At 55.7% G+C, this 12913-nt stretch carries 13 protein-coding genes; 4 read left to right on the top strand and 9 right to left on the bottom strand.

Going from position 1 to position 12913, the window contains the following annotated elements:
- The first annotated feature begins 1 nt into the window (after window position 1).
- A complete protein-coding gene (locus NL510_RS20145; protein ID WP_253379692.1) occupies window positions 2-1273 on the top strand; it encodes a DUF445 domain-containing protein in 1272 nt (423 codons plus the stop codon).
- On the opposite strand, the gene NL510_RS20150 is transcribed toward NL510_RS20145, so the two are convergent.
- The 4 genes from NL510_RS20150 to NL510_RS20165 form a co-directional block, all read right to left on the bottom strand.
- Complete coding sequence (locus NL510_RS20150) at window positions 1270-2346, bottom strand: DUF2955 domain-containing protein (protein WP_253379699.1); 1077 nt, start codon at window positions 2344-2346, stop codon at window positions 1270-1272. The genes NL510_RS20145 and NL510_RS20150 overlap by 4 nt on opposite strands.
- Window positions 2336-3403: an HlyD family secretion protein gene (locus tag NL510_RS20155; protein WP_253385036.1), complete on the bottom strand. Its 1068-nt coding sequence runs from the start codon at window positions 3401-3403 to the stop codon at window positions 2336-2338. The genes NL510_RS20150 and NL510_RS20155 overlap by 11 nt, the downstream gene beginning before the upstream one ends.
- Window positions 3400-3870, bottom strand: coding sequence for a MarR family winged helix-turn-helix transcriptional regulator (locus NL510_RS20160; protein ID WP_253379709.1), 471 nt, complete (start codon window positions 3868-3870; stop codon window positions 3400-3402). The genes NL510_RS20155 and NL510_RS20160 overlap by 4 nt, the downstream gene beginning before the upstream one ends.
- A gap of 208 nt (window positions 3871-4078) precedes the next feature.
- On the bottom strand, window positions 4079-4558 hold the full coding sequence (locus NL510_RS20165; protein ID WP_253379716.1) for a carboxymuconolactone decarboxylase family protein: 480 nt from the start codon (window positions 4556-4558) through the stop codon (window positions 4079-4081).
- A gap of 102 nt (window positions 4559-4660) precedes the next feature.
- Here NL510_RS20165 and pdxR point away from each other — a divergent pair, with 102 nt between their 5' ends.
- On the top strand, window positions 4661-6049 hold the full coding sequence (pdxR, locus tag NL510_RS20170; RefSeq protein WP_253379718.1) for a MocR-like pyridoxine biosynthesis transcription factor PdxR: 1389 nt from the start codon (window positions 4661-4663) through the stop codon (window positions 6047-6049).
- A 46-nt stretch (window positions 6050-6095) separates the two neighbouring features.
- On the opposite strand, the gene foxA is transcribed toward pdxR, so the two are convergent.
- From foxA to NL510_RS20185, 3 genes are all read right to left on the bottom strand, one after another.
- Window positions 6096-8204 (bottom strand): ferrioxamine B receptor FoxA, encoded by a 2109-nt coding sequence (foxA, locus tag NL510_RS20175; protein WP_253385038.1) that lies wholly within the window; start codon window positions 8202-8204, stop codon window positions 6096-6098.
- A gap of 121 nt (window positions 8205-8325) precedes the next feature.
- Window positions 8326-9279 (bottom strand): helix-turn-helix transcriptional regulator, encoded by a 954-nt coding sequence (locus tag NL510_RS20180; RefSeq protein ID WP_253379720.1) that lies wholly within the window; start codon window positions 9277-9279, stop codon window positions 8326-8328.
- A gap of 137 nt (window positions 9280-9416) precedes the next feature.
- On the bottom strand, window positions 9417-9650 hold the full coding sequence (locus NL510_RS20185; RefSeq protein WP_253379722.1) for a DUF2171 domain-containing protein: 234 nt from the start codon (window positions 9648-9650) through the stop codon (window positions 9417-9419).
- A gap of 218 nt (window positions 9651-9868) precedes the next feature.
- Here NL510_RS20185 and NL510_RS20190 point away from each other — a divergent pair, with 218 nt between their 5' ends.
- A complete protein-coding gene (locus NL510_RS20190; protein ID WP_253379724.1) occupies window positions 9869-10054 on the top strand; it encodes a DUF2767 domain-containing protein in 186 nt (61 codons plus the stop codon).
- Between the two features lie 38 nt (window positions 10055-10092).
- Here NL510_RS20190 and NL510_RS20195 read toward each other — a convergent pair whose 3' ends face one another.
- Both NL510_RS20195 and NL510_RS20200 read right to left on the bottom strand, forming a co-directional pair.
- Window positions 10093-11214, bottom strand: a complete 1122-nt coding sequence (locus NL510_RS20195; RefSeq protein ID WP_253379726.1) for a ribosomal protein uL16 3-hydroxylase — start codon at window positions 11212-11214, stop codon at window positions 10093-10095.
- 135 nt (window positions 11215-11349) lie between these two features.
- Entirely contained in the window at window positions 11350-11955 is a 606-nt protein-coding gene (locus NL510_RS20200; RefSeq protein WP_253379728.1) for an ATP-dependent Clp protease proteolytic subunit, read from the bottom strand.
- A 340-nt stretch (window positions 11956-12295) separates the two neighbouring features.
- On the opposite strand from NL510_RS20200, the gene NL510_RS20205 reads away from it, so the two are divergent.
- Window positions 12296-12913, top strand: a complete 618-nt coding sequence (locus NL510_RS20205) for a response regulator transcription factor (RefSeq protein ID WP_253379730.1) — start codon at window positions 12296-12298, stop codon at window positions 12911-12913.

Here is a 12913-nt window from a genome sequence, read left to right on the forward strand (position 1 = left end):
CATGGAAAAACATACTGAACTCAAGCGCGCCAAACTGCTGGCGCTGTCACTACTGCTGATAGCCGTTGCGGCGTTTATTACTACCCTCTTCCTGCCTCAGACCTTCTGGGTGCGCGGGCTGAAGGCGATTGCCGAGGCGGCAATGGTCGGTGCGCTGGCGGACTGGTTTGCGGTCGTCGCGCTGTTCCGCCGGGTACCGATTCCGTTTATATCGCGGCATACGGCGATAATCCCGCGCAACAAAGAGCGGATTGGCGATAATCTCGGCCAGTTCGTCCAGGAGAAGTTTCTCGATACGCAATCGCTGGTGGCATTAATTCGCCGTTATGAACCCGCGCAGATAATTGGCATCTGGTTTAGCAAACCCGATAACGCCCAGCGGGTCGGGCAGCATCTGATCCAGGTAATGAGCGGTTTTCTGGAACTGACCGACGACGGGCGCATTCAGCGTCTGCTCAAACGGGCGGTGCATAAGGCTATCGATAAGGTCGATTTCACCCAAACCAGCGCCGCGATGCTGGAGAGCATGACCAAAAATAACCGCCATCAGGTGCTGCTGGATGCGGTAATCAAGCACCTGATTACGCTGCTACAGCGGGAAGGCACGCGGGATTATATCGCCGCGCAGATTGTCCACTGGCTCAAGACCGAGCACCCCCGTAAGGCAATGGTGCTGCCAACCGAGTGGCTGGGCGATCAAAGCGCTGAAATGGTATCCAACGCGGTGAATACGCTGCTGGATGATATCAGTCATGACCGCACCCACCAGATCCGTCAGGCGTTTGATCGCGCCACGCTGAAGCTTATCGACAACCTGAAAAACGACCCGGAGATGGCGGAAAAAGCCGAGAACATCAAACACTACCTGAAGAACGACGAGGCGTTTAACCGCTATCTGGGGGAGATGTGGGCCGACCTGCGTCAGTGGCTGAAAAGCGATATGCACAGCGAGGATTCCCGCGTGAAGCAGCGTATCGCCAGTGCGGGTCAATGGTTTGGCGAAACCCTGACCCACGACGCCAGCCTGCAGGCCTCGCTGAACGAGCATCTGGAGCAGGCCGCGCACCGCGTCGCGCCGGATTTTGCCGCGTTTCTCACCCGCCACATCAGCGATACCGTGAAAAGCTGGGATGCCAAAGATATGTCACGCCAGATCGAGCTGAACATCGGCAAAGATCTGCAGTTTATTCGCGTCAACGGGACGCTGGTCGGCGGGACGATTGGCCTGATCCTCTTCCTGCTGTCTCAGTTGCCCGCCGTGCTTGCCCATTAATCCGCGTCAGGCGGCGCGATCGCGTAGCGCGTCGCCGCAAAACGATTAAGGATCAGGTGCACCAGAAAGATCATCGTCAGCGTCGCTACTAGTGCGAAAGTGACAGAGGTGATGCGATACAGATCGCTGAACACCAGGTCGCTGTCCGGGTGCATATTCTGGCCGAACATGATGCCGATAGTGGTGATACTGGAAAAGCCCACGCCAGCGCCGACCTTTTCCATGACGTGCAGACGCGCGCCAAACGCCAGCCCGAGGCCGATAAGCGGCATCATCAACAGCAAATGGCTGCTGTGATCGTAGAGGATGAGCTGCACCACCAGAATGTACAGACACCCGAGTACCACGCCAACCACACGCCAGATTGAGCTCATTACCGCGCCGCGATAGTGCATCGGAAACAGGATCAGGATCCCGGCCATCAACGCCGAGAGAGAGTCACTCAAATCGCTTAGCTGGAAGACCACAAAAATCATCGTCGCCACGGTACCGGAAAGCAGCGACTCATGGCGCACGCGGGCGTCGTCTTTCTCAATCAGCGGCGGCCGCCGCCTGGGCTCAACGTCCGGCAGAAGATAGTTCATCAGTGCGCTCAGGCACACCGCCATCACGCTCGCTTCGATATTGGAAAACAGCAGCGTGTGCCAGTTGGTGGAGGAATAACTCATAAAATTGAGCATCACGCTCTGACACACCACGCCCATCGAACCGAACAGGAACAATGGCCCCTTACTCATAAAGCGAAAACGCATTACGTACAGGGCAAAAACAACCAGCGTCATGATAACCGGCCAGCGCGATAAATAGCCGATGATAATGATCATTTCAACGCAATTAAGCGATGCGCTAAAGATAAACTGCTTTGCCACATGGCGGTTAAATACGGGTACCAGCGACAGCAGCATGATCGGGTAGACCACGAAAAACACGCCGTAACGGGTGTTGTAGAAACTTGAGATGCTGAGCGCAATCATCCCGGCGAAGACGATGCGCAGGGTCTGGCGAAAGTCGTTCGCCGTGTAGACGATGTTACCGTGCGGGGTAAACACCCGCGCCAGAGTGTTAATAGACATAGTGAAGCAGGCTCACCAGGTGGATTTGCATGCCGGAAAAGAAGCGCGCAAAGGGCCCTTCACTGTTATAGAGCTGCACGGTCGCACGCGCGCCGGTGGGCAAGTGCTTCGGCAATTGTTCCTCCAGCGCCACGTGAATGCGCATACGCTGGGCATCACGCACCCAGCGGTTGGACGTCTCCGGCTGAGACAACTGGCCATTTACCGCTTCCTGCCCGGCCAGGATCCCCGCATCGCTACTGGTAACACGAGCACGGAATACCCGACCCGGGAAGGCATCAAACACCACCGCGGCGGGAGTTCCCTGATGAGTATGACGCAGGCTTTTTTCACGGAAATCCGCCACGATGTCGATCTGGTTATTGACCAGCGCCAGCGAGGCCGAGCCGGATGAGGCATAAAAACCGGGGCTTAACTGCAGGTTACTTACCGTACCGTCCGCTTCTGCGTAGACCTTCGTCCAGCCGAGGTTCAACGCGGCCTCATCAAGGGCGTTGCGGTATTTTTGCAGCGTCACGTTACGGTGTTCATCCCGTTCGCCGCGCTGAATGCGCAGATTATGGATGTTGGCCTCAAGGGAGCTCACGGACTGCTCGCTGCTCTGCCAGGCGGTGCGGACTTTATCCAGATCCGCCTGCGAGACGTTCTGCAGGCTACTCAGCTTCTGGTAACGGTCAAAGGTGACTTTATCATTGCGCGCCGTCAGCACCGCCGTTTTCAGGCTAGCCTGCGCAGAGGCGATCTGCGCATCCAGTTGGTCGTTGGTAAGACGAGCCTGTTCCAGCGCGATTTGCGCCGCTTCAACCTTGTTACGAAACGGTGTGTCATCCAGCTCAAACAGCAGATCGCCTTTCTTGACCTGGCTGTTATTGTGCACATGGACGGCCGAAACATAGCCGGAAACGCGCGCAGAAACCGGGGTCACCACGCGCATTACGGTGGAATCCGGCGTCAGCGGGATCCAGATATCCGCGACGATAAAATAGACAAACATCAGCAGGAAAGAGGCAATACTTACCCTTACCCAGCGGGCAAACTTTTGTTCAGGAGTCATTATTTTTGGGTCTTGTTATCTTCTTCGCGGATTGTCCGCAAATTGCAGGCGATTTGATTCAATGTGGCGCTGAAAATGTCGATATGTTCCGGCGCGATGTTGTGCGATACGCGAGCCTGAAAGGTCTCGATCACCTGAGTGAGCGTTTTGAGTACGGCATTTCCCGCTGGCGTCAGCGTTAACAGCCGGATGCGCTTGTCATAAGGCGAGACGGTGCGCAGCAGATAACCCTGTTTTTCGAGTTGGGTCAGAGTGCGCATCAGCGGCGGCAGTTCAATACCCTGTACCTCTGCCAGCTCGCTGACCGAGACGTTTTCGCCAAGCTGCTGCAGCTGCATCATCACCGTCCAGCTCGACTGGGTTAACCCGGTCTCGAGAATGGCATCATCGATCACCGCACGCCACTGGCGCACAACCATTGCCATCCGCATGCCCATCGGCCTGCGGCTAAACAGCTCTTCTCCACGCATGGCAGATCCTCTCGTATTACTCAGATACAATAATAGTTATCAGGGTAAGTATCAAGAAACGAGGAACGAAAGAGCAGGAATTGCAAAAGATCACGGATAGTCTGAATAGAAAACGTTGACTCAAGTCCGCTTAGCTTGCGGCTTCGGTGAAAAAAGACATGTCGTAAGCCGGATGGCGCTACGCTTATCCGGCCCGTAAAGCGCGGAACTATTCCAGGTTAGCCTTGTTCAGCCCGTAAGCCACATCCAGCGAGCCAGGCTCCATGCGCGAGGTGATCCCCAGCCGGTTCCAGGCGTTGATCGCTACGATGGCGAAATTCAGCTCCGAAATCTCTACGTCTGAGAAATGCTCCGCCACGCTGCGGTACAGCGCATCGCTCACCCCGTGCGCGCCAATTTGCGTCAGCGCTTCGCTAAAGGCCAGCGCTGCTTTTTCACGGGCGCTAAACAGTTGAGATTCGCGCCATGCCGCCAGATGATAGAGGCGCAGCTCGCGTTCTCCGGCAATTTTGGCCTCTTTCGAATGCATATCCAGGCAGAAAGTACAGCCATTCAGCTGCGAAACGCGAATGTCGATCAGGTGCTTCAGCGCCGGGTCGATGGAGGTTTTCGCCACCGCCATGCTCAGGTCTGAAAGCGCTTTGGCGAGGGCAGGTGTCGCTTTGTGGTGGTTTACGCGTGTGCTCATTGTCGTGCCTCTTTTGTATGCGGTAGATATCATGCGATGAGGTAAAGGTAGCGGCAATATGACATAGTAAAAAGATACAAAAAGCGTGAAATGAGATAGGACATGAAGCCTGGCTATCACCAAATCTACACCCGATATCGGGACAACATCACGCGCGGCGTACTTAAGCCTGGCGACAAAGTCCCTGCCATCCGCGTGCTGGCCGAAGAGCTGAAGGTGGCGCGCAAAACCGTCGAAACGGCATATGCCATCCTGACGGGCGAAGGATATCTGGTCAGCCAGGGCGCACGCGGCACGCGGGTGAACCCGGATCTGTTGCTGACGGCGAAAAGCGCGCCAGCACCACAGCCCACCGGGGTGCTGCCAGCCTCGCTGATAAGCCAGCGCGAGCGGGCCGGATTTTTACGCCCGGGCATTCCGGCCCTGGACAGTTTCCCCTACAAAAAATGGCTACTGCTGGCAGGCCAGGCGACGCGATCGATGCGCCAGGAGGAGATGCTGAACCCGCCGGTGCTGGGCTGGTTTCCACTGCGCGAGGCCATCGCCCGCTATCTTAATATCTCCCGCGGCCTCGCCTGCAGCGCTGAGCAGGTGCTGATCACCAGCGGCTACAGCGGCAGCCTGCGCCTGATCTTCGACACGCTTGCCAGCCGCAGCGATAAAGTGGTGTTTGAAGATCCGGGCTATTTTATGGGCCAGCAGTTGCTCAAGCGGATTGTGCCACGGTTACACACCGTTCCCGTCGATCGTTTCGGAATCGATACCGACTATCTGCTGCGTCATCATCGCGATGCGCGCTTTGCCCTCGTCACCCCGTCGCACCAAAGCCCGCTGGCGGTCACGCTCACCCTGCCGCGCAAACAGCAGCTTCTGGACTGGGCGAGCGAGAATGACGCCTGGATCATCGAAGATGATTACGACGGCGAATTTCATTACACCCGTAAAGTGCTCCCGTCGCTGAAAAGCCTCGATCGGCACGACCGGGTGATCTTTATGGGCACCTTCAGTAAAACCATCATGCCCTCGCTACGCATAGGCTACGTAGTAATGCCCGCCTGCACCGTTGAGGCGTTTACCGACTGCGCGGACATCGTTACCAGCGGCCAGCCGGTGCTGACGCAAAAGATCCTCACGGCATTTCTGAACGAGGGCCATTTTTTTCGCCATCTCAAGAAAATGCGCGCCCTTTATCAAATCCGCCGTGACTGGACGATCGGCGCGCTTAAGGCGGTGTATGGCGATCTGTTCTTCACCGGGCAAAACGATGGCGGAATGCATATCGTGGCGTTTCTGGCGAAAGGCAGTTGCGATCGCGAGATCGCCCATTGCTGGCAGGGGCAACAGCTACAGGTGAACGCGCTGTCAGAGTGGTATTGCGGCTCGGATAAACGATACGGGCTGGTGATGGGCTATAACAACGTGCAGACCTACCAGCAGGTGCTGGATTTGCTGGAAAGGCCGAAGCAGCAGACGCTTGAGATTTTGCGCTAAGGCTGAGCCGGGTGGCAGCTACGCCTGGCCCGGCAAAATGATGCTCTTAGAATGACCAGGAAACACTGCCCAGGATGCTGCGCTCCGCCCCGAAATAGCAGTAAGAGAGCGAATTACACGCCGCCACGTAGCTTTTATCGGTCAGGTTATTGACGTTCACCTGCGCACTCACGCCCTTCAGCCCCACCTTCGACAGGTCATAACCCACCGCCATATCCACCAGCGTGTAAGACGGCAGCGTGTGGGTGTTCTGTCGATCGCTGGTAACGCCGTTCACATAGCGCACGCCAGAGCCCACGGTCAGGCCGTCCAGCGGGCCGGTTTTGACGTCGTAACTTAGCCAGGCGCTGGCCATATTACGCGGCGCATAGACGGCGCGCTTGCCCTGCTCCTCCGGGCTGCTCTTCTTGTAGCGAATATCGGTGTACGTGTACGCCGCCTGCATGCGCAGGCTGTCGGTCAACTGACCAATCGCCTCCAGCTCAACCCCTTCAGACTCGATTTCACCGATCGAACGGTACGGATCGGTCGGCTCTTCTTTGGTGGCGATATTCTTCTGGTTAATACGGAATACCGAGGCGCTGAACTGGCTGTTCATCCCCTCCGGTTCATATTTCACGCCCGCCTCCCACTGCTTGCCCTTCATCGGATCAAGGATGTTGCCCTGCTCGTCGGCAAAGCTGGTAGGCGTAAAGGCCGTGGAGTAGCTCACGTACGGCGCCACGCCGTTATCAAACAGATACAGCAAGGCCGCACGGCTGCTGAAGTTGCTCTTATCCAGATCGCTACGGGTATGATTAAAGTTGTCAACATTCGAGACGCTCACCCTATCGTAACGGCCACCGAGCGTCAGACGCCAGCGGTCAAAGGACATTTGGTCCTGCAGATAGTAACCCGTCTGGCGCAGCTTATGTTTTTCCCGGCTGTACTGGGTGATGTAGTCCGGTGGGGCGCCGTAAACCGGATGGAACGCGTCAATCGCCGGGAAGCCGCCATAATAGCCGGTAACGTTGTTGGTGCGATCCTGATAATCCATACCGATCAGCAACCGGTGGTTCACGGCCCAGGTATCAACGCTGCCGTCGAGCTGGTTATCGAGGGTAATGGCATTCATCTTCTCATCGGAGCCGGAATAGCCGCGGTTCAGCTCGGTGTCGTTGAGCCAGCCTGCGGCATACACCTGGTTCAGCTCCACTTTCGTGTGCAGGTAACGTAGCTTCTGGCGCACCGACCAGCCGCTATCGAACAGATGTTCAACGTTGTAGCCGACCATATTTTCCCGGCGATCGTACTTATCGTAATCATCCTCGCCTTCAAAGAAGGTGTTGGCGATTTTGTTGCCATAGCGCGGTACGACGGTGCCCTCATACGGCAGGCCCGAGTGGCTACCGCCTTTCGGGTCGCGGTGCAGGTAAGCCATCACCTCCAGACGCGTATTATCCGTGATGCGCCAGGTCAGGCTCGGCATCAGCGCGTAACGTTCTTCTTTGAGCGGATCGAACTGGGAATCAGCGTAACGGGTCATCCCGCTAAGGCGCACCGCCACGCGGTCGTTAGCGTCGAGCGGGCCGGTGACGTCGAACATCGCGCCGCGCTGGTTATTGTTACCGGCGAACAGCTTAATCTCTCCGCCCCGGTCAAACGACGGTTTACGCGATGTGAGGGCCACAATCCCTCCAGGCGAGGAGCGTCCGTACAATACGGAGGCCGGGCCGCGAACGACTTCAATACTGTCCAAAAACCAGGGATCAACCACCAGCGAACTGTGGGAGTTAGTGTCTCCCATCATCTTCAGGCCATCGAGATAGATGTTATCCAGGCTGCCGTCGGAAAAGCCGCGCAGCACAATGTAATCAAAGCGGTTTGAGGCGCCAATCTGGTTACTGTAGACCCCCGGCGTGTAGCTCACCGCCTGACGCACGCTGGTTGCGCCCTGCTCCTCGAACTGCTCGCGGGTCACGATAGAGACCGCCTGCGGGGTTTCACTATCCGGCGTTTCAATCTTGGTGGCGGCAGACTGCATCTGCGAGGTGACCACCAGGGTATCCGTTTTTTGGCCATCCTGCGCCAACAAAGGAAAAGCGACGCTCCCGGTGACCCAGCCTACCAGCAGTGCCAGACGCGATTTAGCAAACATAACCCTCTCCAAAGATATTTCTTATTGTTAATAAGAATTATTACCTTTTTGGGGGCGTAAACGGCTATGCGCGCCGCCAGGTTACGTATGGGTGATGACAAACCGCACGGGTTGCGTTCGCAGAAAAGAGGAAAAGGCGTTAGCGCGTTTTACGCACATCGCCCGGTGAAATACCGTAGTGGCGGCGAAACGCGGTCGAGAAGTTCGTGGCATGCTGATACCCGCACATCCACGCCGTCTGCTGCACGCTAAAGCCTTCCAGCAGATAACGACGCGCCAGGGCCAGGCGGCAATCACGCAGATAATCAAACAGCGCGCAACCGTAACGCTGGCGAAACTTACTGCGCAGGCTGCTCTGGCTCATTGCCGCGAGCGCGGCCAGTTGAGTGAGGGTATGGTTCTGCTCCGGCGCCTGTTCCAGCAGGCTACGCACGCGTTCCAGCCGCGTATGCTCGGGTCGGTTCGGGCCGTTTTGCATGCGCTGATTCAGCCCGTGCCCCAGCAGCTGGTACATTAGCCCCTCCAGCAACAGCTTGCGGGATACCGCGCTCAGCCCGTCCTGCTGGGCATGCTGGATGCCGGTCAGCACAAACCCGGGAACGTGCCAGACAAAGGTCGGCGCGCTAAGGTTTTGCCACTCCAGCAGCACTGATTCCAGTAAACACTCACGTCTACTCTCTCCAGGATAGACGCCAAACGAGAGCGTCTTCAGGATACTGTCGGCGTCATGATGCGCACTCATCACCTGCTCCTCGCTCAGCCGGGAGCTGAATGCCATACCAGCTCCCACCCTGTATTCATGCCCGTTCAGGCTGAGCGTCACGCATCCGTCGAGCACTACCAGCATATAGAGCGGGCTGTTATGGCGGGACGTGGTTTCGTAGGGTTGTAAAACGCGGACATCCGAGTGGGTCAAGGCGATCCCTGACGAGAGCATCATCTCTTCTACATCGCCATGCAGGACCGGGCTTGCGGAGGCCCGCGCATCCTGAAGCTGCGGGAAACGATACTCAATGCCGTAGCGCTCGCCGAAGCCGTGAAAATCCTCAACGAAGTAAATGCGTTTTGCCGACCTGTTTTTACTCTGGAGCATAATACCGAGGCCTGCATCAGATAACATGAGCGAAAACAGTACCATTTATTTATGTCGGCAGCAATCTTCCCTTAAACAGCATTAAGCCCCGGTCGAAACCGGGGCCATAAAAAACCATTTCATCGGGGGAAATAGAGTTACGCTTCTTCCCACCCGGCAAACGTTTCTTCATGGTTTTTAGTCAGGATAACTTTATTATCCTCGACTTTATCGACCCAGCTAAGAGGAATATAATGGTGCTTACCGCCGGATTCCGGATCGCTTTTCGCCAGTTTGATACGCTCGCCATCCAGATGATCGACGACGCCGACGTGAGTACCGCAGCTCGCGACAACCTGAGTGTGATCCTTAATCTCGCTTTTATTTACCATGTTAATTCTCCTGTTTCGGTTATTTGGCTGTTGCACGGAATTAACTGTAGCGTATAAATCCGGATCGCTGGCGCATATTAGCATTTTGAAACAACATTGACACAATAGAGATCTGCGACTATTTACGAGTGAATTAACGTTAAGAATAAGATGAATTAATAACGGCAGATTATTTCTCTCACATACTTTACCTAACGCAACCAACCGAGGAGATATTAATGACGATGCAATCAAATCGTACAGAGATTTCACTGGCACTTGGGGAAGCGGTATTAGACATCGTGCAGAAAGGCCATGAAGTGTCACGAGAAAATCTGGCCCAGGCGATGAAAATCAAAGCGGAAAAAGAGCGCGATGATGAACGGCTTCTGAATTACTGGAAAGCCTGTAATTTGCTGGTCTAAACAACGCGGCGTTTAGCAAGACTAAGCGCCGCCCTTTGTCACTCGTCGAAGAACCAGTATCCCTGGTTAACCAGCCCGGTAAGTTCTTCTACAAACGCCGGGTTATTTAGCGCGTCCCCAAGCTCTGCCTGACCAAGCTCGGTATAGCGGCACAGCACATCCGCGGCCAATGGCTCTACCGTTTCAAGCTGTTCGCTATTGATGAAGATGTTGCCATTGATATTCAGCACCCGCAGGCCGCTCAGGCGAGACAAGGTTTCCCCCCCCTGCAACGCGTCCAGCACCTCTTCAGGCGCGTATGGCGGCTCGGCGGCGGCAATATCCAGCTCATGACGCGGCGTGGAAATGAAGCTACCGAACCATTTAGTGAGATCTTCAGGTTTATTGATCATCTCGATCATCATCTTACGAACGCGTTCGAGTTCGTATTGCTCCACGCGCCCGGGATGCTCACGGCAGGTCAGATCCGGGTCGCTGTAATGCTCGCCGCCCAGATCGTTTTCCAGGGCGTAATCCGCAAAGCTGCTGATCAGATCGCGGCCGTTTGGCCCACGAAAACCGACGGAATAGTTCATCGCGTTTTCGTGGGTGAAGCCGTCATGCGGGAATCCTGGCGGAATATAGAGGACATCGCCCGGGGCCAGATCTTCGTCAATGATTGGCTCAAAGGGATCGACATGCAGCAGCGCGGGGTGCGGGCAAAACTGACGCACCGGCAGCTTATCGCCCACCCGCCAGCGGCGGCGCCCCATCCCCTGAATAATAAAGACATCATACTGGTCGATATGTGGACCCACGCCGCCGCCCGGGACGGAGAAGGAGATCATCAGGTCATCAAGACGCCAGTCCGGCAGCGCACGAAACGGGCGCACCAGCTCCGCCGCAGGCATATGCCAGTGGTTTACCGCCTGCGCCAGCAGCGACCAGCCGGTCTCACCGAGGTTATCGAAGTGCTCAAACGGACCATTGCTGGCCTGCCATTTGCCATTGGATTGGCTCACCAGACGGCTATCGACCTCTGGCTCCATCGCCAGACCGGCAAGCTCATCGGCAGTGATCGGATCGACAAAATTCGGGAAGGCTTTTTTAAGCACAACGGGTTGTTTTTGCCAGTATTTTTCAAGAAATTCCGGCCAGTTCAGATTCAGTTGATACGCCATGGTTAGCACCAGTGAAAGGGTAAACAGGCGCGATTATAGGGGAGAAGGCGGAGGGGGAACTTGTCGTGCGTCAAACGAGGGCGCGTAGGTCGGGCAAGGCGAAACCGCCACCCGACGCAGACGCGGCGCTAACGCTTAATCCAGCTTCAAATCGTCATAATGGTGGATCATTTTACCGACAATGCCGTAGTCCAGCGCTTCCGCCGGAGACATCCAGAAGTTACGGTCGGTATCTTTTTTCACTTTTTCCAGCGGCTGGCCGGTGGCGTCAGCGATAAGCTTGTTCACGCGATCCAGCATGCGGATGATTTCGCGTGCTTCAATTTCAATATCCGTCGCCTGACCGCGTACGCCGCCCAAAGGCTGGTGGATCATGAAGCGGGTATTCGGCAGGGAGTAGCGGTGCTCTTTTTTTGCCGCCAGGAAGATGGTGATCCCGGCGCTCGCCACCCAGCCGGTGCCGATCACGTGAACATCCGGACGGATGAACTTAATGAAATCGTGAATGGTATCGCCCGCTTCGACGTGGCCGCCCTGGCTGTTGATGTACAGCTTAATCGGGTCGTTACTCACGCTTTGCAGCAGGATAAGTTGAGTCATGACTTTCTCAGCCAGCGCCTGGTTTATCTCGCCAGAGATCACAATTGAACGGGACTCCAGCAGTTTTTGCTGCAGCGCGCCCGCGTCGTTCTTCCCTTCCGCTTTCTCTTTATCGTCGCTGCTTTTCAGTGTGTATGGCATTAATGTTTCCTCAGCATATGGCGCTCAAAACCAGAGTGTAGCCTGTTTTACCCCTCAAAGTCCTCACGCGCGTACAATGCGAACATCCTGCGCGGCAAACGAAGCGGCGATAGCCGACCCGGACGGAAATCGGGTTGAGCGTCTGGGTGCATGAAAACAACGTTTCACCCCTAACCAAACAGCTACATTATCATTACACTTTAATATCATTTTCATATTGGTAAATGATAATGATAATTAATGTGTTAATATGAATGCGCAGTGCAAACAGTCCCTTAGGCTTCTTTACGCGGCTGTTTTCATTCTCGATTTTTTACACTGATGACACCCGGGGCGGTGAATGGAACACATTGTTTATGTGGTTGATGACGATGACGCAGTCAGACAGTCTGTTACCGGGCTACTGGAATCTGCAGGCTTAAACGCCATCGGGTTTTCTTCAGCAGAAACGTTCCTGAAACATCATTTTGAGGAGCTCCCCTCCTGCGTGATCCTCGATATGCAAATGCCTGCTATCTCCGGCTTTGAGGTAGCGGATGCCCTCAAGGCCAGCGGACGTGAGATACCGATTATCTTTCTCACCGGCCATGGTACGATCCCCATGTCGGTGCGGGCCATCAAGGGCGGCGCCTACGAATTCCTCACCAAACCCGTTGAATCCGGGGCGTTAATTGACGCCATTGAATCGGCGTTAAAGCTGGCGCAAAGCAATGCCGCTCAGTTCAGGGAGCACTACGCCCTGAAACAACGCCACCTGTCCCTGACCCCGCGCGAACAGGAAGTGCTGCAGCTGGCGATAAACGGCCTGCTGAACAAGCAGATCGCCGCCGAACTGGGCGTCAGCGAAATAACGGTTAAAGTGCATCGCCGCCGCGTGATGGACAAAATGCAGGTGCGCTCCGTGGCGGAGCTGGCCCGGGCCGTTGAGCGCCTGAGCAAAAGCCTGCCAGCGGAATAA

Origin of the sequence: unidentified bacterial endosymbiont (assembly GCF_918797525.1) — a bacterium.
GTDB lineage: Bacteria > Pseudomonadota > Gammaproteobacteria > Enterobacterales > Enterobacteriaceae > Enterobacter.